Origin of the sequence: Bosea sp. PAMC 26642, from assembly GCF_001562255.1 — a bacterium.
In the GTDB taxonomy this organism is placed as follows: Bacteria; Pseudomonadota; Alphaproteobacteria; order Rhizobiales; family Beijerinckiaceae; genus Allobosea.
The window spans coordinates 2,210,693-2,230,179 of sequence record NZ_CP014301.1 but is presented as its reverse complement, the minus strand read 5'-3'; the positions used below and the strand labels follow the sequence as shown (position 1 = coordinate 2,230,179).

The window sequence follows — 19,487 nt, the reverse complement described above, 5'->3', positions numbered from 1 at the left end:
TCAGCGGGGTGCCGCGAAGCGCTTGGCTCCGGCGACGCAGAGCGCCACAGCCGCCGAGACCGCGACCATCTGCCAGCTGACCGCTTCGTGCAGCAGCGCGGCTGCAAGGGCCAGCCCGAAGAAGGGCTGCAGCAATTGCAGTTGCCCGACGGCCGCGATCCCGCCCTGGGCGAGGCCGCGATACCAGAAGACGAAGCCGATCAACATGCTGAACAGCGAAACATAGCCTAGCCCGAGCCATGCCGGCCCGCCGACGCCGGCAAGGCTCGACGGCATGGCGAAAAGCGCCAGTACCAGCATGACCGGCAGCGCCAGCACCAGCGCCCAGGAGATGACCTGCCAGCCGCCGAGCCGGCGCGACAGGGCGGCGCCTTCCGCGTAGCCGAGACCGCAGACGATGATGGCGGCGAGCATCAGCAGATCGCCCGACAGCGACGGGCCGAAGTCCTTGCTCAGGGCGAATCCCGCGACCAGCGCGCTGCCGAGGCATGAGAACAGCCAGAAGGCGGGCCTTGGCCGCTCGCCGCCGCGCAGCACGCCGAACAGCGCCGTCGCCAGCGGCAGCAGTCCGATGAAGACGATGGAATGCGCCGAGGTGACATGCTGCAGCGCCAGTGCGGTCAACAGCGGAAACCCGATGACGACGCAGAGCGCGACGGTCGCAAGTGGTGCGATATCGGCCCGTGCCGGGCGCTTCTCGCGGAAAGCGAGCAGCAGCGCGAGCCCGACGAGCCCGGCGATGGCGGCGCGCGCGACCGTCAGGAAGACCGGATCGAAGGCGGCCACCGCCACCCGCGTCGCCGGCAGCGAGCCGCTGAAGATCAGCACGCCCAGGAATCCGTTGATCCAGCCGCTGGCTGTCTTGTCCATAATCGGTGCTCCGCTTGTGCGGTTGCATCTGATGGAGTTCGCGGATTGTCCAGAACATTTCGATACAGTTCGAGCCAAGCCTTCGCGGAGTGATGCGTTGGGCCTGTCGAAGCCCAACGAGCGGGGTCATCATCTTCCGCGTCGCCGATCGTTGGCTTGCTCCGGTCAACCGTGCCGAAGCAATGACGCCGTCAGTCGGTGCAGCCGTCGGTACCAGTCGATCACCAGGCTTGCGTTCATGGCAAATTTGACATAAACATATCTTTATATCTGTTTTGCACAGTCTCGGAGATCACGCGCTTGCGCCAGCTTCCTACGCTCTCGTCGGGCGTCCTGCTCGCCGGTCTGCGGGCCGCGGGGGAAGAAACGCGTCTGCGCATCTTGGCGTTGCTGGCAGAGGGCGAGCTTTCCGTTTCCGACCTGACCGACATTCTCGGGCAATCGCAGCCGCGCATCTCGCGCCATCTCAAGCTGATGGCGGAGGCCGGGCTGGTGCGGCGGTCGCGGGAGGGGGCGTGGGCCTTCTTCCGCCTCGACGAGACCGGGGCGGGCGGCGCGTTCGCGGCGTCGCTGGCGGCGTGGCTCGACCGGCGGGACCCCGTCCTGACCGCCGACCGCGAGCGGCTCTCTGCGGTGCGGGCTTCGCGGGCTGAGGTGGCGCAGAGCTATTTCGCCAGTGTCGCGCGCGACTGGGACCGGCTGCGGACGCTGCATGTGCCCGACCATGCCGTCGAAGCTGCCGTCGAGGCCGCCGTCGGCGAGGGGACGCCGGGCGGCGTGCTCGATCTCGGCACCGGCACGGGGCGCATGCTGGAGCGGATCGCGCCCAAATTCGGGCGGGCCGTCGGCGTCGATGCCAACCACGCCATGCTCGCGGTGGCGCGGGCCAATCTCGAAAAGGCGGGGCTGTCGCGCGTCGAGTTGCGCCAAGGCGACATCTATGCGCTGCCCTTCGCGCGCGGCGCCTTCGACGTCGTCATCATTCACCAGGTGCTGCATTTCCTCGACGATCCGGGCCGCGCGGTGCGGGAAGCCGCCGCGATGCTCAGCCCCGGGGGGAGGCTGATCGTGATCGATTTCGCGCCGCATGAGATGGAATTCCTGCGCAGTGAGCATGCCCATCGCCGGCTCGGATTTTCGCGAGCGCAGATCGAAGGCTGGTTTTCCGAAGCCGGGCTTGCCTGCGACCTCGCCGAAGAGGTGACGCTCGCCGGCGGCGGGTCCGGACAACTGCCCGTCATGCTGTGGCGCGGGCGCGACCGGCGCGTGCAGGGCGACCTGCCGCTGCGCCAGAACAATCTTGAGGTGGCCTGATGAATGCGTTTCGCCCCAGTCGGCACGGCACCCGCCGGCCGAAAGTCTCCTTCGAGTTCTTCCCGCCGAAGACCCCGGAGATGGAGACGTCGTTGTGGGAGAGCGTGCGCCGGCTCGAGCCTTTGGGGCCGAGCTTTGTCTCGGTGACCTATGGGGCCGGCGGCTCGACGCGCGAGCGCACCCATTCCACCGTCAAGCGTATGGTCGAGGAGACGGCCCTGAAGCCGGCAGCGCATCTGACCTGCGTCTCGGCGTCGCGCGACGAGGTCGACGAGGTCATCCGCGCTTATTGGGACGCTGGCGTACGTCATGTCGTGGCGCTGCGCGGCGATCCGGCCGGCGGGCTCGGCACGACCTACGAGCCGCATCCGCAAGGCTATCACCAGACTTCGGATCTGGTCGCCGGCTTGAAGCGCATCGGCGATTTCGAGGTCACGGTGTCCGCCTATCCGGAGAAGCATCCGGAGGCCGCTTCGCTGGATGCCGACATCGACGCGCTGAAGAAGAAGGTCGATGCCGGGGCGACCCGCGCGATCACCCAGTTCTTCTTCGATAACGACGTCTATTTCCGCTATCTCGACAAGGTGCGGGCGGCGGGGATCGATATCCCGATCCTGCCCGGCATCGTGCCGGTACAGAACTTCAGGCAGACTGCGAATTTCGCCCGCAAGACCGGGGCGAGCGTGCCGCAATGGCTCGCCGACCGCTTCGAGGGGCTGGAGGAGGATGCGGCGACGCGCCGCTTGGTGGCCGCCGCCGTCTGCGCCGAACAGGCGCTAGACCTGATCGATCGTGGCGCGGGCGACCTACATTTCTACACGATGAATAAAGCCGATCTCGTCTATGCCATCTGCCATCTCGTCGGGGTAAAACCCGAAGCTGCCGCAGCGCGGGCCGTGGCCGCAGAGTAGTTTTACAAGCCCTCATCCTGAGGAGCCGCCGAAGGCGGCGTCTCGAAGGATGCTCCAGATGTTTCTGGAGCATCCTGGAGCATCCTTCGAGACGCGCTCTACGAGCGCTCCTCAGGATGAGGGCTGAGGGAAGCATAGGGCGATGGGGAAGATCGAGCACATGAGCCTCAGCGAATTGTTCGCGTTCAGGGAGCGGCTCTGGGCCGAACCTGTCGCGGCGTCTTCCGAATTGGTCGCAAGCTGGCGCACGCCGGCTGTCGAGAAATTCATCCAAGGCGAGGCAATTCTGGTTCGCAGCCTTGCCAATGGACTGACCAAGCGCGTCGCAGCGCTGGAGAGCCGCGTCAAAGCTCTCGAAACCGAGCATTGAGATCGAAAGCCATCGACATGTCAGACTTCCAACCCACACCCGTCGATGGCGCCGAGATCGAGCGTGCTCTGCGGCAGTCCGCGTCCGAGCGTATCCTCGTACTCGATGGCGCGATGGGCACGCAGATCCAGAACCTCAAGCTCTCCGAGGCCGAGTTCAGGGCTGAGCGCTTCAAGGGCTGGAACCACGATCTCAAGGGCAACAACGACCTTCTGGTGCTGACCCAGCCCGAGGCGATCCGCGACATCCACCTGGCTTATTTCCAGGCCGGTGCCGACATCGTCGAGACCAACACCTTCTCCTCGACCCAGATAGCCCAGGCCGATTACGGCATGGAGGCGCTGGCCTATGAGCTGAACGTGGCCTCGGCGAAGCTGGCGCGCGAAGCGGCCGTGCTGGCGCAGAAGGCCGATGGCCGGCGGCGCTATGTGGCCGGTGCGGTCGGGCCTACCAATCGCACGCTGTCGATCTCGCCCGACGTCAACAATCCCGGCTTCCGCGCCGTGACCTTCGACCAGGTGCGCGAATCCTATGCCGAGCAGGTGAGGGGGCTGATCGATGGCGGCTCCGAGATCATCCTGGTCGAGACGATCTTCGACACGCTCAACGCCAAGGCCGCGATCGTCGCGATCGAGAATGTCTTTCACGAAAAGGGCATCCGCCTGCCGGTGATGATCTCCGGCACGATCACCGACCTGTCGGGCCGTACCCTTTCGGGCCAGACCACTGAAGCGTTCTGGAACGCGATCCGGCACTCCGCACCGATGACGGTCGGGCTCAACTGTGCGCTCGGCGCGCGCGAGATGCGCGCCCATATCAAGGACCTGTCGCGCGTCGCCGACACGCTGATCTGCGCCTATCCTAATGCCGGCCTGCCCAACGAGTTCGGCCTGTATGACGAAAGCCCCGAGGCGACGGCTGCGATGCTGGCCGAATTCGCCGATGCGGGCCTGGTCAACGTCGTCGGCGGCTGCTGCGGCACGACGCCGGGGCACATCAGGGCGATTGCTCAGGCGGTCGCGGGCAAGGCGCCGCGCAAGGTGCCCGAGATCAAGCGCTATCTGCGGCTGGCCGGCCTGGAGCCTTTCACGCTCGACGAGACGATCCCCTTCGTCAATGTCGGTGAGCGCACCAACGTCACCGGCTCGGCCCGCTTCCGCAAGCTGGTCAAGGAGGGCGATTTCGCCGCCGCGCTCGATGTCGCTCGCGACCAGGTCGCCAATGGCGCACAGGTCATCGACATCAACATGGACGAGGGCCTGCTCGACTCGCAGGCGGCGATGACCGAGTTCTGCAACCTGATCGCCTCGGAGCCCGACATTTCGCGGGTGCCGATCATGGTCGACTCGTCGAAATTCCATGTCATCGAGGCCGGGCTGAAGACGATCCAGGGCAAGCCGATCGTCAACTCGATCTCGATGAAGGAGGGCGAGGCCGCCTTCCTCGAACACGCACGCATCTGCTGCAACTACGGCGCAGCCGTCGTCGTGATGGCCTTCGACGAGACCGGCCAGGCGGATACCTATCAGCGCAAGATCGAGATCTGCTCGCGCGCCTACAAGCTGCTGACGGAGGAGATCGGGTTCCCGCCCGAGGACATCATCTTCGACCCGAACATCTTCGCGGTGGCGACGGGCATTGAGGAGCACGACAATTACGGCAACGATTTCATCGAGGCGACGAAGACGATCCGCGAGACCCTGCCGCACGCCCATATCTCGGGCGGCGTCTCGAACCTGTCCTTCTCCTTCCGCGGCAACGAGAAGGTCCGGGAGGCGATGCATTCGGTGTTTCTCTACCACTGCATCAAGGTCGGCATGGACATGGGCATCGTCAATGCGGGCCAGCTCGGCTCCTATGACGGGCTCGATCCTGAGCTGCGCGAGCTCTGCGAGGACGTCGTCCTCAACCGGCGCAAGGATTCGACCGAGCGGCTGCTCGACGCTGCGCCGCGCTTCAAGGGCGACGGCTCCGTCGTGTTCTCCGGCAAGGACATGGCCTGGCGCGAGGAGCCGGTCGAGAAACGGCTGGAATATGCGCTGGTCAACGGCATCACCGCCTTCATCGACGTCGATACCGAAGAGGCGCGGGCCAAGGCCGAGAAGCCGCTGCACGTCATCGAAGGGCCGCTGATGGCCGGCATGAATGTCGTCGGCGACCTGTTTGGCGCCGGCAAGATGTTCCTGCCGCAGGTGGTGAAGTCGGCCCGCGTGATGAAGCAGGCGGTCGCCTATCTGATGCCGTTCATGGACGAGGAAAAGCGCCTGAACGGCGGCGGCGAACGCTCGGCCGCCGGCAAGGTGCTGATGGCGACGGTGAAGGGCGATGTCCACGACATCGGCAAAAACATCGTCGGCGTCGTGCTCCAGTGCAACAATTACGAGGTCATCGATCTCGGCGTGATGGTGCCGACCCAGAAGATCCTTGATGTCGCGCGCAAAGAGAAGGTGGATATCATCGGGCTGTCGGGGCTGATCACGCCTTCGCTCGACGAGATGGTGACGGTGGCGTCGGAGATGGAGCGCGAGGGCTTCGACATACCCCTGCTAATCGGCGGCGCGACGACCAGCCGCGTGCATACGGCCGTGAAGATCCATCCGGCCTATGAGAAGGGGCAGACGGTCTACGTCACCGATGCCTCGCGCGCTGTCGGCGTCGTCTCCAGCCTGCTGTCGCAGGACCAGAAGCCGGCCTATGTCGAGGGCATCCGGGCCGAGTACGCGAAGGTCTCTGCCGCGCATCGGCGCTCCGAGGCCGACAAGCAGCGCCTGCCGCTGGTGAAGGCCCGCGCCAATGCCTTCAAGCCCGATTGGACGAGCTATGTGCCGCCCAAGCCGAGCTTTCTCGGCACCCGCGTCTTCCGGACCTACGACATCGCCGATCTCGTGCCGGTGATCGACTGGACGCCGTTCTTCCAGACCTGGGAGATGAAGGGGCGCTTCCCGGCGATCCTCGAAGACGAGAAGCAGGGCGAGGCGGCGCGCGCGCTCTGGGACGATGCGCAGGCGATGCTCAAGCGCATCGTCGAGGAGCGCTGGTTCAATCCCAAGGCCGTCATCGGCTTCTGGCCGGCCAATGCGGTGGGCGACGACATCCGCCTCTATACCGGCGAGAGCCGGCAAGAGCGACTGGCGACCTTCCACGGCCTGCGCCAGCAGCTTTCCAAGCGTGACGGCAAGCCGAACATGTGCCTGTCGGACTTCGTCGCGCCCGAAGGCATCGAGCGGCCCGACTATGTCGGCGCCTTCGTAGTCACGTCGGGCGCCGAGGAAGAGCGCATCTCGGAGAAGTTCGCGCGCGACAATGACGATTACCGTTCGATCATGGTCAAGGCGCTGGCCGACCGTTTCGCCGAGGCGATGGCCGAGCGCATGCACCAGAAGGTCCGCACCGAGTTCTGGGGCTATGCGACCGACGAGAACCTCGCCAATGAGGACCTGATCCGCGAGGAGTATCGCGGCATCCGGCCGGCGCCGGGCTACCCGGCCCAGCCCGACCACACCGAGAAGGCGACCCTGTTCGAGCTGCTGCAGGCGGAGCGCCGCGTCGGCGTGAAGCTGACCGAAAGCTTCGCGATGTGGCCCGGCTCCTCGGTGTCGGGCATCTATCTCTCGCATCCGGACGCCTATTATTTCGGCGTCGCCAAGGTCGAGCGCGATCAGGTCGAGGATTACGCGGCCCGCAAGGGCATGGCGATCCACGAGGTCGAGCGGTGGCTGGCGCCGATCCTGAACTATGAGCCTGCGGCCTATCGGCTGGAGGCGGCGGAATAGAGCGCAAGCCGCCGAGTTCTACCCGTCTGAAGAGATGGCGCTTGTTTTACAGCCCGCTCGCGTTGAATTCCCGGCCCGGCTCGTATAGGCGATCCGGGCCGGGCTCGACCGGCATTTCGTGCTGCACGGGGCGGACATGGCCGGCGATAACGACGACTACGTCTATGACGAGGTGACGGGCGAGTGGCGCCCGGCTTCGGAGATGACCGCTGCGGCGGCGCCCCAGCGCGCCGAAGTCAGGGACGCGGCCGGGAGCGTGCTCGCCGATGGCGACTCGGTGGTCCTGATCAAGGATCTCAAGGTCAAGGGCGCTGGACAGACGCTGAAGCAGGGCACGGTGATCAAGTCGATCCGCCTGACGGACGATCCCGAAGAGATCGACTGCCGGCATGAGGCGATCAAGGGGCTCGTCCTGCGCACGGAATTCGTCCGCAAGCGCTGAGATGGCAGTAGCCTCCGTCCCCATTCGCAAGGCGACCCCAGCCGATCAGCCCCGCATCCACGCGATCCGGATGGGCGTGAGCGAGAACGTGCTCTCCGATCCGTCCAAAGTGACGGATGAAGAGGTCGCCTGGTATCGCGAGCAGGCGATTTTCCTGGTCGCGGAGAAGGCCGGGGTGGTGGTCGGCTTCGCCTGCGCCAACCATCAGACCGGGCTCGTCTGGGCGCTTTTCATCGATCCTGCGCATGAGGGGCGCGGCCATGGCCGGGCGCTGCTCGATGCGGCGCTGGCTGGACTGAAGATGGCCGGCCACGCTCAGGCCTGGCTCACCACGGGCGCCGGCACGCGGGCGGAGCGCTTCTATCGCGCCCATGGCTGGCGCGACATGGGCCACAGCCTCGACGGGCAGGTCGTGTTCGTCAAGAATCTGTAGCGTCGCGGCGGACATGGTGGGCTTAGCGGACACGGGTTTACCCGCCGCCATCGCTCGCGCCGACATAGCGCTGAACCGTCTCGCGCCATTCTCGGCCCTGGGTGATCATCAGCAAGGTGCGGTTGATCTTCTCCTTGACAGCGCTGTCATGGGGAAAGGCGAAGGCATAATCGCGCACGGCCAGCGTCTGCGGCAGCACGACCAGATCCTTCCAGCCATATTCCTTGATCATGTAGCCGAGGATCGGGCGCTCGAAGACCAGCGCCTCGACCTCGCCCCGGCGCAAGGCCTTGCTGGCCTGGATCACGAAAGGATAGCTGCGCGCCGTCATCCCCTGGAGGCCAAGCCATTGCTCGCCGATGGTTCCCGAGACCGCCGCGATCCGGGCGCGCGGCAGGTCGGCGGGGCCGGTGATGCCGGTCCTGAGCTTGCCGACGACGAAGGAGGAGGCCAGCGTCGCAGAGAACAGGGCGATGCAGAAGATGCTGGCGAACATCCAGACCAGCCCGATGCTCCGGCCGCGCCAGGTCAGCGGCGTTTTGTCGCCATAACCCGTGGTGGTCATCGTCACGGCCGCCCACCAGACGCCATCGGCGATGCCATGGGCCGGGCGCGGATCGAAATGCTCCGGGTTGCGCCGTCGCTCGAACAGCCAGATCAGCGCACCGACCGTCACCAGCAGGCACAGAAGGCCCGCGACCGAGGCGAGCGATTGCCAGGTGACGATGCTGGCGAGCGAGGCGAAAATGCTGCGCTGCGGTTCGACCTTGACGGCGATGCCCAGCCCGGCGGCGAAATAGGGATGGGAGTAGTCGAAGCGCTCCTCGCCTTCGGGCGTTACCGGCAGGGCCGCGACGGCTATGTCGATCTCCTTGCGCTCGACCGCGTTCAGCAGGCCGTCGGGATCGTAGTCGAATTCACGCAGCTCGTAATCGACTTTCAGCGCGGTCGCGATCTGCTGCCAGAGCTCGATGCTGAGCCCGCTCCAGACGCCGTCATCGCCGCGCAGAACGAACGGCGGCGCTCGCATCGTGCCGACCACGAGCTTGGCCTGCGGCAGCGAAGGCTCGGGCTTGGCTGGCGCCTGCGCATGTGCGCTGCTGCAACCCAGCCAGAACAGGATAGCGACGGCGAGCAGGCAGGCAGGCCATCCAGGGGCCGTGGCAGATGGCTGGCGCAGGCTCATCGCGATGCTGCCTGGAGGGGGACATAACCGGCGCGCTGGATCAGCGCCTGCCCGGTCTGGCCGGCACAGGAATCGATGAAGGCGCGGGCGGTTGACGAGACGGTCCCGGCGACGCCGAAGGAGAGTTTGCGGCCGAGCGGGTAGGTGCTGTCGCGCAGCGTCGTGGGGGTTGGCATGACGGCGGCCGAACCAGCGTCGATGCTGAGTGCGACGAGCTTGATCCGGTTGCCGGCATTGCGCACCGCGCCGAGGCTGGTGTAGCCGATCGCGTCCGGTCGCGCCGCCACCTCGGCCACGATCGCCTCGTTGGTGGCGAGCTTCCGGGCGCCGAGCACTTCCGCGGCGCCGTCGAGAACGTGGTCGGTGAAGAGCGTGGCGGTCCCCGACCCGGCGGCGCGGGCGAAGACGAGGATGGCACGATCATCGCCGCCCAGATCGCGCCAATTGCCGACAGCGCCGGTGAAGATCGCCTTTAGCCGGTCAATCGACAGCGCCGTCAATGGGTTGCCGCCATTGACGATGACCGCGATGCCGTCGATCGCGAGGTCCGACATCGCCAGATCGATACTGCGCGTCGCCGCGAAATCGCGTTCCTTGTCGAGCAGCGGGCGCGATATCATGCCGATATCGACCATGCCGTTCAGCAGGGCCGCGACACCATCGCCCGAGCCGCCGCCGCGCACGACGATGTCCGCCTGCGGATTGCGCGTCATGAAGGCCTCGGCGCAGGCCGTGACGAGGGGGCGCATCGTTTCCGAACCGAGGATCTGCAGCGAGCCGGAATCGGGGGCGGCATTGCCGCCGTCGTCCAGCAGATAGACCGCCGCCAACGCGGCGATGGCGAGCAGCGGCAGGGCCAGAAGAGCGGTGCGCCTGAGGAGGCGGACATCTTGGCTTGCCGTCGTCTGCGCAAGTTCGGGCATCTGCGCAAGTCCGGATTATGGTGAAGCGGGGCGACGCGCCTGGGGCACGGCGAAAAGCGAACGGGCGGCCCGATGATGAGCCGCCCGCCTTGTCGTTGCTTCGATCAGGCCGGGACCGCAGCCCCGAAACCGCCCGCATTGCGCGCCTGTTCGCCGGTGGCGGCCGTAGCCGGTACCGAACGCGACACCGATTTGCGCTCGGAGTCGATCCGCTCGATCAGGTAGAAGGCGCGCTCGGCGCTGCCGAGCAGGGCCAGGATCGCGCCACGCTCGACCCAGGGAAGCTCCGCGCCCAGGCGCAGGCAGCGCTCGCGCAGTTCGAGCAGACCCTTGAGGCGTGGTTCCGCGTCGGCGGTGACCGGCGGGTTGACCTGGTCGATCGGGATGATCGCGCGCAGGGCGTCGGCGACCTGGTCGACGACCGTGTCGACGAGGCCCCGGCCGATCTCGCCGAAGGGCTGGCGCTCGATCCGGCGGGCGATCTGGTAGAGCGTCTCGCCGAGGCTCGCGGTCTGATCCTCTTCCTCGATCAGGCTCGCGACGAGATCAGCCCGGGCATAGGGCATGTCGGCCTTGAACATGCCCGAGGTGTAGGAGCGGATCTCGCGGTTGAGGATGTCGATCGCGGCATAGTGCTCCTCGATCTTGTCAGGCGCGTTGGGCGTGCCCTTGGCGATGTCGAGGAACTTGCGGGCGGCTTCGAGATAGCGCCCGGTTTCGCGCTGCACGGCGGGAACCGCCGTGGCCGGGTCGCTGGCGGCGGCAGCCGTGAGATACATCGGCTGGGTGTAGTCTTCCTCCTCGTTCGTCGCGGTCGCGCCGACCTTCATCAGAATCCGCTCGAAGACACCAAGGAAGGGAAAGAGCAGGGCGGCGTTGAAGATGTTGAAGAAGGTCGAGTACAGGCCGATCGCAACCGGGATCAGCGGGAAGGTTTCCTTGCCGCCGACGATGACGGGAACACCAGGATCGCCGCCGAACCACTGCATCGCCCAGGTCAGGATGTCCATCGAGACGAAGAACAAGGGTATCGTGATGGCGACGCCGATGATGTTGAAGGAGATATGGAAGTATGCCGCTCGTTTGGCGTTCTTGGTCAGGTTGAGCGAGGCCATCCAGGAGGTGATGGTGGTGCCCAGATCGGCGCCGAGCGAGAAGGCGACGGCCGTCTTCCAGTCCAGGATGCCGGCGGCGCCGAGACCCATGACGATACCGATCGTGGCCGAGGAGGAGTGGATCATCGCCGTGATGCCGGCCGCGATCAGCACACAGTAGAGCAGGCCAAGATAGCCGTCGGCCTTGAGCGACGAGATCACGCCCATGACTTCCGGCATGGCGCGCAACGGACGCAGGCCGCCGGTCATCAGGTTGAGGCCGTAGAAGATCAGCGCGAAGCCCATGCAGGCGAGCGAGATGTTCTTGACCTTTTCGGATTTGGCGAAGATGTGCACCAGCGCGAAAATGCCCGCGAGAAACAGGCCGAGCGGGCCGAGCGGCAGCGCGATCAGGCCGTTGCCGAGCGTGGTGCCGATATTGGCGCCCATGATTACGCTGATCGCGGGCCGCAAACCGATGACGCCGGCATTGACGAGGCCGACGACCATGACGGTCATCGCGGTCGAGGACTGGATGATGCCGGTGATGAAGGTGCCAGCGAGCACGCCCTTGACCGGCGTGCCGGCGATCTTGGCCAGCAGCGCGCGCATCTTGTTGACGGCGAGGTTCTGAATGCCGTTGCTCATGAACTCTAGCCCGAGCATGAAGATGCCCAAGCCTCCGATCACCGGCACGATGACCTGCGTGAATATGTCGATCTGCATCTCGCGTTTCCCTGCCGAACGGGCGCGGCGGGCGCCCGGTTAAGCCTTGACCGGGCAGCCGTCCGTTTTCCCGGTGGGGCCGGGTCGGGAATGGCTCTCGATGTCCAGCACGTGGTCCGGGGGAATTTCTACCGGTTCCGTTGCGACAGTCGTGTGACTGCGCGCAGCATTATGACAAAAGGTCGATCATTGCGCAGGTGCCCAATCGATGCTGCACGGCCGCAATGGGCTCGGCATTGCGGTCGTCATGTGCTGACAACATCTTGGCGTCGCGAAACGGCTTCCCCTTACTGAGGTTCGACCATGACCAAGATCGCCATCGTCTTCCATTCCGGCTACGGCCACACCAAGAAAGTCGCCGAGGCCGTGCAGGCCGGCGCGGCCTCGACCGGCGCCGACGTCGATCTCGTCCCGATCGATGCAGAGGGCAATCTGCCGGATGCCGCGTGGGAGACGCTGAAGGCCGCCGACAGCATCATCTTCGGTTCTCCGACCTATATGGGCATGGTGTCCTGGCAGTTCAAAAAGTTCGCCGATGCCTCCAGCAAGCCCTGGTACACCATGGACTGGAAGGGCAAGGTCGCGGCGGGCTTCACCAATTCGGCGACGCTGAACGGCGACAAGTTCTCGACGCTGGCCTATCTCTCGACGTTCGCCGCCCAACACAAGATGCTGTGGACCGGCACCGGCATGCACCCGTCCAACGCCAAGGCCTCGACCCGCGACGACCTCAACAATCTCGGCGGTTATCTTGGCCTGCTCGTGACCTCGCCGTCGGATGCCGGCGTCGACGAGATGATCCCCGGCGATCTGAAGACCGCCGAAGCCTTCGGCAAGAACGTTGCCGAGGTGGTCAAGAGCGTGAAGGGCTGATCGGCCTCACGGCCTGCCTCTCCCGATTGGGCCGCGATGCGAGAGCGTCGCGGCCCTCATTGCGTCCGAGGCGATGGACTTAGTTGAAGCGGCCGGCCGATAACGGCGTCTGCGGTTTCCTGGGCGGAAGAGCGTCTTCGACCGCACCGTCGAAGATCCGGACGCGTCTGCGGCCTGCCGTTTTCGCCAGGAGCAGGGCCGAGTCGGCTTCGGCGAAGAGTTTCGTCGGGTCGTCGCGATGCGTCGGAGTCAGGATCGTCGCGCCGATCGAGAGCGGAACTTCGATCGAGTGGTTGTTCCACTTCAGCGGGCGGGACAGAAGCTGCAGCGCTGCGTTCAGGATCGGCGCAAGCTGCGAATGGCTGGACGGTAGGCGCAGCAATATCGCGAACTCGTCTTCACCGATGCGCGCAACCAGCATCGCATCACCGAAAATGCGTTCGAGTCGGCCCGAAATCTGGCGCAGGCATTCATCGCCGGCGGTGCGGCCGAAGCGCTCGTTGATCGTCGCGAACCGGTCGAGATCGACCACGACGAGTGCTGTCGTGCGATCGTCCTCGAAGGCGGCGTCGCGGAAGGCGGCATCGAAGCCCGGGCGGTTGGCGAGGCCGGTCAGCGGATCGCGATGGGCCATGCGGGCAAGCGCGTCCCACATCTCCTTCTCATGGGTGATGTCCTGCTTCGCGCCGAAGATCCGGACCGGGCGACCATGTTCATGAGCGATGTCGGCGCTCAATCGCATCCAGCGATCAATGCCGGATGTCGTTCGAATTCGGGCATCGAGCGTAAAACCCTGGCCGGTGCCGATCATGGTGGCGCGGAGACGCTCCATCCGGGCGCGCGAGGTGTCATGATAGAGATCGACGGTCGAGGGTCGGTGCAGGGTCGTGCCGCGCTTGAAACCGAAGAGGTCGTAGACGCCGTCCGTCCAGGTCAGATTCGTGGTGGCGAGGTCGCACTCCCAGGCGCCGATGCGCGCCAGACCGGCTGCCTGGTCGTAAAGTCGTTTGGCGTGTGCGATGGATGCTATCTCGCTGCTCACCGGCGCCAGGTCTCCTGCCCACCCCGGCGGTCCGCAATCGGTCCACGCCGTATCGGCGGGACGCTAGGCGAGAAGGGTTAATCTTGGATTGCTGTTGCCGCGTCCGGCCGGTCGAAGTCCGCCGGGCTATTCGCGCCTCAGCGCCTCGATCGGGTCGAGGCGTGCCGCCTGGCGGGCCGGGTAAAAGCCGAAGAAGACGCCGATCAGGCCCGATACGCCGACCGCGATCAGGATCGTCTCGATTGAGACCACGGACGGCCAGCCGGCTATGCGTGCGATCGTCAGCGCCGCGCCGATGCCGAGCGCGATGCCGACGGCACCGCCGATGGTCGCCAGCGTCGTCGCCTCGATCAGGAACTGGGCCAGCACGTCACGCTGGCGGGCGCCGACGGCGAGCCTGAGCCCGATTTCGCGGGTGCGCTCCGTCACCGAGACCAGCATGATATTCATGATACCGATGCCGCCGACCAGAAGCGAGACCGCCGCGACCGCTGCGAGGAGCCAGGACAGCGTGTTGGCGGCGGCGGTGGCAGTGTTGGCGATCTCGGTCAGGTTGCGGACGATAAAATCATCGTCCTGCTCGTCTCCGAGGCGGTGGCGCTGGCGCAGCAGCGAACTGGTCGAGGCGATGCCGGGACCAATCGCCTCCTCGCTTGCGAATTTCACCATGATGGTCTGGACCGAGCGATCGCGTGCGTAGTTCCTGCCGACGATGCGGCGGCGGCCGGTATCCAGCGGCACGAAGATCACGTCGTCCTGATCCTGTCCCAGCGCCGACTGGCCCTTGGGCGCCATCACGCCGATGACCTTGAAGGGGACATTGCGGATACGGAACTGCTGCTCAAGCGGGTTCTGCTCGCCGAACAGGTTTTTCGCCACGGTCTGGCCGATGACAGCGACGATCTCGCCGCGGCGCAATTCCTCGGGCTCGAACAGGCGACCTTCCGCAATGTCCCATTCGCGGGCGGCGAAGAAGTCGAGATCGGTCGCGGTGATCTGGGTCGACCAGTTTGTGCCCTGATAGACGGCCTGGGCGCGGGTCACGAGGACGGGCGCGGCTGCGACGACGTCGTCGATCTCCTTGAGGATCGCGGAGGCGTCCTCGTCGGTGAGGGTCGACGATGCGCCGGCGCCGAGCCTGACGCCGCCCTGCGTGACATTGCCGGACTGAATGATGGCGAGATTGGCGCCCAGCGACTTGATCTGCGAGGTGACGCGCTCGCGTGCGCCCGAGCCGATCGCGACCATGGCGATGACGGCGGCGACGCCGATGATGATGCCGAGCATCGTCAGGGCCGAGCGCAGCGCGTTGGCGCCGATCGCCGACAGAGCCGAACGGATGGCTTCGAGGATGCTCATGCGGCCTCCGCCGGGTGGGGGGCATCGAGCCGTGCGAGCGCGGCACGGGCGTCGGCCGCATCCTGGCGCTCGTCGGAGAGCAGGTGGCCGTCGCGGAAGCGGATGACGCGGCGGGCATGGCGCGCGACCTCGGCGTCATGCGTCACGATCACGACGGTGACGCCCTCGCGGTTGAGGTCCTGGAACAGGGCCAGGATCTCGAGCGCGGTGCGGCTGTCGAGCGCGCCGGTCGGCTCATCGGCGAGCAGCAGGCGGGGCTGGTTCACGAGGGCACGCGCGATGGCGACGCGCTGCTGCTGACCGCCCGAGAGCTGCATCGGGCGGTGATGGGCGCGCTCGGTCAGGCCGACCCGGCCGAGCGCGGCAAGCGCACGTTCGCGACGCATCTTGCGGTCGGTCCCGGCATAGACCATCGGCAGTTCGACATTGGCGCAGGCATCGACGCGCGGCAGCAGGTTGAACTGCTGAAAGACGAATCCGAGCTTGCGGTTGCGCAGTTCGGCCAGACCGTCGCTCGAAAGCGTCTCGACGGCGACATCGTCGAGCCGGTAATGCCCGCCGGTCGGCCGGTCGAGGCAGCCGATCAGGTTCATGAAGGTGGATTTGCCCGAGCCGGAAGGACCCATCACGGCGACGAGTTCGCCGGCATCGATGTCCAGCGAGATGCGGTCGAGCGCCGTGACGCGGCCGGAATCGAGGTCGTAGACGCGAGAGAGTTCGCGCGCTTCGATCAGGGGCATGGGAGCGATCCCTCTGTCATTCCGGGGCGTCGCGCAGCGGCGAACCCGGAACCCACGACCGGGCGCAGCAGTCTCCGCAGCCGGTCGATCGCGCTCACCCTGTCGTGGGTTCCGGGTTCGGCCCTTCGGGCCGCTCCGGAATGACGAGGGAGGTCGGTCGCGCGCGCCATCAGAACAATCTCGGGCCGCCGCGGGGCGGCGGGCCGGCTGCCGGGGTTGCGGCCGGGCGGGGCCCGCCGCCGATGACGACCTGCGTGCCATCCTTGAGCTCGCCCGAGACGATTTCGGTGAAGGCGCCGTCGGTTGGACCGAGCATGACCGGAACGGCCTTGGGCTGGCCGTCGGCGTCGAGGATGTAGGCGCGGCCGGGCACGCCCTGTTGCGTGGCGGCCGACGGGCGGCCCTCGTTCATAAGCGCCTCGAACTTCGCTTTACGCTCGGGGTCGAGCGCGGCAGCGATCTTCGTCATCATCTCGGTGCGGGCGGTGCGGAAGGCGGCGCGACGCTCCTCTTCCGCCAGTCCGGCCATGGCCTCGCGGCCGCCTGTGCGCCGCTCCTGCAAGATGGCGGCGATGGCCTGCTTCTGCTCCGGCGTCGGCTGCAATTCGGTCTCGATCCGCTCGCGCAGGGCTGCGGCGCCAGTGCGACCGCCGCTGGTCCGCGGGCCTGGTGCGGTGGCGGGAGCCGCGGCCGGAGCAGATCCTGCCGCCACTCCGACAGGCCGGAAGCGCAGGGCCGCGTTGGCGACGCGCAGCACGTCGCGGCGGTCTTCGGTGACGACCTGGAGATTGGCGGTCATGCCCGGCAGCAGGGCCATGTCGCGGTTTTCGACGCGGATCACGCCGGTATAGGTGACGACGTTCTGGATGGTCTGGGCGCCGAGCCGCACCATCTCGACGCGGCCCTCGAAGGTGCGGCTCGGATAGGCGTTGACGGTGAAGGTCGCGGGCTGGCCGGGCTTCAGCCGGCCGACATCGGCCTCGTCGATATTGGCGTAGATGTCGATGACACGCAGATCCTGCGCGATCTGGAACAGGGTAGGGGTCGAGAGCGAGGCCGCGACCGTCTGGCCGAGATCGACCTGCCGGAGGACCACGACGCCATCGACCGGCGAGCGGATGTCGGTGCGTTCGAGATCGATCAGGATGTCCTTCAGCTTGGCGTCGCGCTGCAAGATCAGGGCCTCGCCCGACTGGACCTGGCCCTCGGCCAGCAGGATGTCGGCATCGAGGCCGTTGAGCTCGGCCTTTGCCGAGGCGATCTGGGCCTCGCTGGAGGCCAGCGTGGCGATCTGGACCTCGACCTGGGTGCGGGCGGTGTCCAGGGCCTGCTGCGAGCCGGTGCTGCGGCTGAAGAGTTCGTTCTGGCGCTCGAAGGTGCGCCTGGCATCGGCAAGCTGGGCTGCGGTGCGGTCGCGCTGGGCTTCGAGGTCCTTGACCGTCGAATTGGCCCTGATGCGGGTCGATTTCGCGCGGTCGAGCTGGGCGCGCTTGACCATCAAATCGGCTTTGGCCTGGGCGACGTCGGCGGCGGCCGCATCGCGCCGGGTCTTGATCTGGTCGCTGTTCAGCCGAGCGACGACCTGGCCGGCTTTAACCTGCGAATTGTAGTCGGCCAGGATCTCGACGATCTGGCCCGAGAGCTGGGAGCCGACGAGGACGGTGGTGACGGGGGTGAGCGTGCCGCTGGCCCTGACGGCGGCCGTGATCTGGCCGCGATCGACTGCCGCCAGCCGGTAGGCGGCGTCATTGGCCGAGCCGCCGCTTGGACGCAGTGTCCAGTAGCCTGCGGCGACGGCCGCCAGGGCGATGCCCGATCCGATCAGCCACTTGCGCAAAGCTCGTCCCCTGGTCCTGCGGGCCCGCCTACAACGCAGGGCTCCAACGCTCGCAGAATGCCAGAATCCCTACCCCGCCGCGAGTTAACTTACTGCAATGTTGCGGAGAGGTTCGCGTGATGCCTTGAGGGTCGGAAGCAGAAGCCTGGGGCATTCCTTCACTGATGAAGCGGTCGCACTACCCGAGTTGCGCGAGCGCGGCATCTGCCACCACCACCGGGTCGTTGAACGTCCATCTGGGGATCGTGCGCATCCGGTCGAGCCCGGCGAAAACACCGGCGAAGCCGCCATCGGGAGATATCTCGCGGAGCACCGCATCGAATGCCTGGCCAAATCCCTCGAAACCGTCTGCTCCGACCTCGCAGAGGTGGATCTGGTTCCAGTCGATCGTCAGCGCAGGGTCGCGGTAGATCACCGCCGCCGTCTCCATCGTCCTGAAGGTCCCGACCTTGTCGGCCGCGACGAGTCTCGCGGCGGCAGGGCCGATATAGCTCCGCATGATCGTCCTGTATTCGTTCAAAAACTTCGGCCTCACGTCGATATATTCCAGCGACACCTGTCGTTCGGGGCGGTTGGCTGAGCCTGTCCATGCTCGCGGCATCACGAATGCCCCGGGGGTGGTCAAAAGGATCTCTGCTCGCAGCAACTGGATGTCAGCCGGCTGCTGCTTGACGACGAGGTCGTGAATGGCGTCGGCCGGAACGATATGGCGAAAGTAACTCAGCTCAAGATGGCTCCAGAGCGGCGCGTCCGACGCATTCTGAAACACCGAGCGATGCTGATAGAGCGCGTGCCCGAGGCATGTCTCGCCGTATCGAGCCCGGTTGAGCGCTGCGTCCTTCAACGTCGTTTCCGACGCGGGGCCATCCGCCTGCAATGTGCGAGCGAGAACGACAAGGCGCTCTTCGGGCTCGATCCGGGCCAGATGCGTCAAGTCAAAGGGATGCGTACCGTCAGCCATTGCAATTCCCCCGGCTTGGCGAGCAGCACTTTAGGCCTAACGGGAATGACTGTAATATGTCGTTAGCGGAAGCTCGGCCGGGCACCCGCAGCATGGTTGTTTGCGAGCCGAGTATCAGGGCGCCTTCGTCTAGACATTTCGAGCTCGTCAGATGCCTTGTGGGTTCAGCAATACCCATAGGCCGGCGATCTTGCCATCTACGATCTGCGCGGCATCTGCGCCGGTGACAGAAATGGGTCCTCCCTCGGGACCGGCCTCCCAACGAAGCACGCCGAGCCCGTGATGTCCGACGCCTTGGCCGACAGGAGTGAATCGGAAGCTGGGGCCAAACTGTTCCAAGAGCTTCCCTGCCACGGCCGAGATTGCTGCTTGCCCCCTAACCACATTGTCGGGCTCGTACATGACTGGATCGGCACTAAAAAGTTCGTCGATAGCTGCGGCGCGCCGACCAGCATTCCGCTCGTTGAAAACTCGCTCAAGATTTGCGCGCAGGAGGTGATCGTAATCAGTTTCATTGATGGGCATGAGGACGGTCCTTAGCTTGGTTCTTGGAGGGCCAGCAATACAGGCGACCTGCCGCCGCAGTGGGGTTGATAGCCATAGCAGAGTGGGTCGGCTATGGGTCGCAGGGGA

17 protein-coding genes are annotated in these 19,487 nt (G+C 66.0%); 7 read left to right on the top strand and 10 right to left on the bottom strand.

What is annotated here, in order from left to right; genetic code table 11:
• Window positions 1-870, bottom strand: coding sequence for a DMT family transporter (locus tag AXW83_RS10545; RefSeq protein WP_066613114.1), 870 nt, complete (start codon window positions 868-870; stop codon window positions 1-3).
• 300 nt (window positions 871-1,170) lie between these two features.
• Here AXW83_RS10545 and AXW83_RS10540 point away from each other — a divergent pair, with 300 nt between their 5' ends.
• The 6 genes from AXW83_RS10540 (at window position 1,171) to AXW83_RS10515 (ending at window position 8,113) form a co-directional block, all read left to right on the top strand.
• On the top strand, window positions 1,171-2,184 hold the full coding sequence (locus tag AXW83_RS10540; RefSeq protein ID WP_066613112.1) for an ArsR/SmtB family transcription factor: 1,014 nt from the start codon (window positions 1,171-1,173) through the stop codon (window positions 2,182-2,184).
• A complete protein-coding gene (metF, locus tag AXW83_RS10535; RefSeq protein WP_156639931.1) occupies window positions 2,184-3,095 on the top strand; it encodes a methylenetetrahydrofolate reductase [NAD(P)H] in 912 nt (303 codons plus the stop codon). Before AXW83_RS10540 ends, metF begins: the two co-directional genes overlap by 1 nt.
• Window positions 3,096-3,255: 160 nt before the next feature.
• Complete coding sequence (locus tag AXW83_RS10530) at window positions 3,256-3,465, top strand: hypothetical protein (RefSeq protein ID WP_156639929.1); 210 nt, start codon at window positions 3,256-3,258, stop codon at window positions 3,463-3,465.
• A 17-nt stretch (window positions 3,466-3,482) separates the two neighbouring features.
• Window positions 3,483-7,238: a methionine synthase gene (metH, locus tag AXW83_RS10525; protein ID WP_066613098.1), complete on the top strand. Its 3,756-nt coding sequence runs from the start codon at window positions 3,483-3,485 to the stop codon at window positions 7,236-7,238.
• A gap of 136 nt (window positions 7,239-7,374) precedes the next feature.
• Window positions 7,375-7,680: an alkylphosphonate utilization protein gene (locus AXW83_RS10520; RefSeq protein WP_066613095.1), complete on the top strand. Its 306-nt coding sequence runs from the start codon at window positions 7,375-7,377 to the stop codon at window positions 7,678-7,680.
• Window position 7,681: 1 nt separating this feature from the next.
• Window positions 7,682-8,113 (top strand): GNAT family N-acetyltransferase, encoded by a 432-nt coding sequence (locus AXW83_RS10515; RefSeq protein ID WP_066613092.1) that lies wholly within the window; start codon window positions 7,682-7,684, stop codon window positions 8,111-8,113.
• A 37-nt stretch (window positions 8,114-8,150) separates the two neighbouring features.
• Here AXW83_RS10515 and AXW83_RS10510 read toward each other — a convergent pair whose 3' ends face one another.
• The 3 genes from AXW83_RS10510 to AXW83_RS10500 form a co-directional block, all read right to left on the bottom strand.
• On the bottom strand, window positions 8,151-9,299 hold the full coding sequence (locus AXW83_RS10510) for a transporter substrate-binding domain-containing protein (RefSeq protein WP_066613089.1): 1,149 nt from the start codon (window positions 9,297-9,299) through the stop codon (window positions 8,151-8,153).
• Window positions 9,296-10,222, bottom strand: coding sequence for a phosphate ABC transporter substrate-binding protein (locus AXW83_RS10505; protein WP_066613087.1), 927 nt, complete (start codon window positions 10,220-10,222; stop codon window positions 9,296-9,298). Before AXW83_RS10505 ends, AXW83_RS10510 begins: the two co-directional genes overlap by 4 nt.
• A gap of 104 nt (window positions 10,223-10,326) precedes the next feature.
• Window positions 10,327-12,042 (bottom strand): Na/Pi cotransporter family protein, encoded by a 1,716-nt coding sequence (locus AXW83_RS10500; protein WP_066613085.1) that lies wholly within the window; start codon window positions 12,040-12,042, stop codon window positions 10,327-10,329.
• Window positions 12,043-12,345: 303 nt separating this feature from the next.
• On the opposite strand from AXW83_RS10500, the gene AXW83_RS10495 reads away from it, so the two are divergent.
• Complete coding sequence (locus AXW83_RS10495) at window positions 12,346-12,915, top strand: flavodoxin family protein (protein ID WP_066613082.1); 570 nt, start codon at window positions 12,346-12,348, stop codon at window positions 12,913-12,915.
• 79 nt (window positions 12,916-12,994) lie between these two features.
• On the opposite strand, the gene AXW83_RS10490 is transcribed toward AXW83_RS10495, so the two are convergent.
• The 6 genes from AXW83_RS10490 to AXW83_RS26505 all read right to left on the bottom strand — a co-directional run bounded on the left by AXW83_RS10490 (window position 12,995) and on the right by AXW83_RS26505 (window position 19,379).
• Window positions 12,995-13,957 (bottom strand): sensor domain-containing diguanylate cyclase, encoded by a 963-nt coding sequence (locus tag AXW83_RS10490; RefSeq protein ID WP_082767058.1) that lies wholly within the window; start codon window positions 13,955-13,957, stop codon window positions 12,995-12,997.
• A gap of 126 nt (window positions 13,958-14,083) precedes the next feature.
• On the bottom strand, window positions 14,084-15,316 hold the full coding sequence (locus AXW83_RS10485; RefSeq protein WP_066613079.1) for an ABC transporter permease: 1,233 nt from the start codon (window positions 15,314-15,316) through the stop codon (window positions 14,084-14,086).
• A complete protein-coding gene (locus tag AXW83_RS10480) occupies window positions 15,313-16,056 on the bottom strand; it encodes an ABC transporter ATP-binding protein (RefSeq protein ID WP_066613074.1) in 744 nt (247 codons plus the stop codon). Before AXW83_RS10480 ends, AXW83_RS10485 begins: the two co-directional genes overlap by 4 nt.
• Window positions 16,057-16,225: 169 nt before the next feature.
• Entirely contained in the window at window positions 16,226-17,893 is a 1,668-nt protein-coding gene (locus tag AXW83_RS10475; RefSeq protein WP_066613071.1) for an efflux RND transporter periplasmic adaptor subunit, read from the bottom strand.
• 178 nt (window positions 17,894-18,071) lie between these two features.
• A complete protein-coding gene (locus AXW83_RS10470) occupies window positions 18,072-18,854 on the bottom strand; it encodes a hypothetical protein (protein WP_066613068.1) in 783 nt (260 codons plus the stop codon).
• A gap of 147 nt (window positions 18,855-19,001) precedes the next feature.
• Entirely contained in the window at window positions 19,002-19,379 is a 378-nt protein-coding gene (locus AXW83_RS26505; protein ID WP_082767057.1) for a nuclear transport factor 2 family protein, read from the bottom strand.
• Window positions 19,380-19,487 lie beyond the last annotated feature (108 nt).

Bases quoted from the DNA above. Each gene is read 5' to 3' on its own strand.
- metH (WP_066613098.1), top strand. From the start codon at position 3,483: ATGTCAGACTTCCAACCCACACCCGTCGATGGCGCCGAGATCGAGCGT.
- AXW83_RS10520 (WP_066613095.1), top strand. From the start codon at position 7,375: ATGGCCGGCGATAACGACGACTACGTCTATGACGAGGTGACGGGCGAG.
- AXW83_RS10545 (WP_066613114.1), bottom strand. From the start codon at position 870: ATGGACAAGACAGCCAGCGGCTGGATCAACGGATTCCTGGGCGTGCTG.
- AXW83_RS10480 (WP_066613074.1), bottom strand. From the start codon at position 16,056: ATGCCCCTGATCGAAGCGCGCGAACTCTCTCGCGTCTACGACCTCGAT.
- AXW83_RS10485 (WP_066613079.1), bottom strand. From the start codon at position 15,316: ATGAGCATCCTCGAAGCCATCCGTTCGGCTCTGTCGGCGATCGGCGCC.
- AXW83_RS10505 (WP_066613087.1), bottom strand. From the start codon at position 10,222: ATGCCCGAACTTGCGCAGACGACGGCAAGCCAAGATGTCCGCCTCCTC.
- AXW83_RS10495 (WP_066613082.1), top strand. From the start codon at position 12,346: ATGACCAAGATCGCCATCGTCTTCCATTCCGGCTACGGCCACACCAAG.
- AXW83_RS10510 (WP_066613089.1), bottom strand. From the start codon at position 9,299: ATGAGCCTGCGCCAGCCATCTGCCACGGCCCCTGGATGGCCTGCCTGC.
- AXW83_RS10470 (WP_066613068.1), bottom strand. From the start codon at position 18,854: ATGGCTGACGGTACGCATCCCTTTGACTTGACGCATCTGGCCCGGATC.
- AXW83_RS10530 (WP_156639929.1), top strand. From the start codon at position 3,256: ATGAGCCTCAGCGAATTGTTCGCGTTCAGGGAGCGGCTCTGGGCCGAA.
- AXW83_RS10500 (WP_066613085.1), bottom strand. From the start codon at position 12,042: ATGCAGATCGACATATTCACGCAGGTCATCGTGCCGGTGATCGGAGGC.
- AXW83_RS10515 (WP_066613092.1), top strand. From the start codon at position 7,682: ATGGCAGTAGCCTCCGTCCCCATTCGCAAGGCGACCCCAGCCGATCAG.
- metF (WP_156639931.1), top strand. From the start codon at position 2,184: ATGAATGCGTTTCGCCCCAGTCGGCACGGCACCCGCCGGCCGAAAGTC.
- AXW83_RS26505 (WP_082767057.1), bottom strand. From the start codon at position 19,379: ATGCCCATCAATGAAACTGATTACGATCACCTCCTGCGCGCAAATCTT.